The 1331-nt window shown below is 30.5% G+C and carries 1 protein-coding gene; it reads left to right on the plus strand.

What is annotated here, in order from left to right; genetic code table 11:
• Positions 1 to 85 precede the first annotated feature (85 nt).
• Entirely contained in the window at positions 86 to 1267 is a 1182-nt protein-coding gene (locus EOL86_15110; GenBank protein NCD26898.1) for an IS3 family transposase, read from the plus strand.
• Positions 1268 to 1331: the final 64 nt, after the last annotated feature.

Raw genomic sequence — 1331 nt, forward strand, 5'->3', positions numbered from 1 at the left:
TATAATACCCCAAGAAAAACAAACAATTTTTTAGAAAGTTTTATTCTCTTTGAGTAAAATTTGATTATAAAGAATAGGGGAAATAATGAGTAGAAAAAGAACCACATTTAGTACAGAATTTAAAACAAAAATTGTACTTGAAGTTTTAAAAGGTGATAAGACTATCAATGAGATTGCAAGTGCAAATAATATCACACAGAAAAATATTCAGAACTGGAAAGCAACATTTTTAGCAAATGCAGAGATGGCAATGGAGCCTTCAAAAGCAGTACAAGAGTATAAAGATGAAAATCTCAAACTACAAACACAACTTGATGAGTATGCAAAAGCACTTGGTAAGGTAACGGTTGAGAGAGACTGGCTACAGGGAAAGCTAAGCAGCTTGGACTCATTAAATAAAAAAGGGCTTGTGGAGTCTGAGCTAAAAGAGATAAGTATCACAAGACAATGTGAGCTATTGGATATTGCAAGAAGTAGTTTGTACTATACACCAATTATTAACAATAGAGAGATTACAATAAAAAACCATATCCAAAAAATCTATGAGGAGATACCAATCTATGGGTATCTAAAAGTTCATAGACAACTTTTAGAAGATGGGTTTAGTGTGAGTCCTAATACAGTACAGAAATACCGTAAAGAGTTAGGATTAAAGCCAATATTAGCTATTAAAGTACCAAATACCTCTCAACCAATAAAAGAGCATCCAATACACTCTTATAAACTAAAAGGAATTGAGATAATAAGAGCAAATCAAGTATGGTCAACAGATATTACCTATATTCGTATCAAGGGTGGATTTGTATATCTTGCTGCAATTATCGATTGGTATTCTAAAGCCGTATTAAGTTGGAGAATATCAAATACCATGGATACAGATTTGGTTATGAGTGTTTTAAATGAAGCATTGTCACTTTATGGTAAACCAGAGATATTTAACACAGATCAAGGAAGTCAATATACATCATATATTCATACAGATACTCTCAAACAAAATGGTATTACAATATCAATGGATGGGAAAGGACGAGCTACTGATAATATTTGTATTGAGAGATTCTGGCGAAGTGCTAAAGTAGAAAAAATCTACCTTAATGAATATGAAAGAGTATCAACACTCAAAGATGATATAAAAGAGTATATTGAGTTTTATAATTATAGAAGATTTCATGAAACTTTAGAGTATAAAAAACCAATGAATGTTTATTATGATAGTTTAAAAATTAATGATGAACATTATACTAACACAAAAGAAAATGTAGCATAAAGTAACGGATGTTTTAGGGAATAAAATTTTTCAAAAAGTTGTCTTGACAGATTGGGGTATTATA

It is taken from the genome of Deltaproteobacteria bacterium, assembly GCA_009930495.1.
In the GTDB taxonomy this organism is placed as follows: domain Bacteria; phylum Desulfobacterota; class Desulfovibrionia; order Desulfovibrionales; family Desulfomicrobiaceae; genus Desulfomicrobium.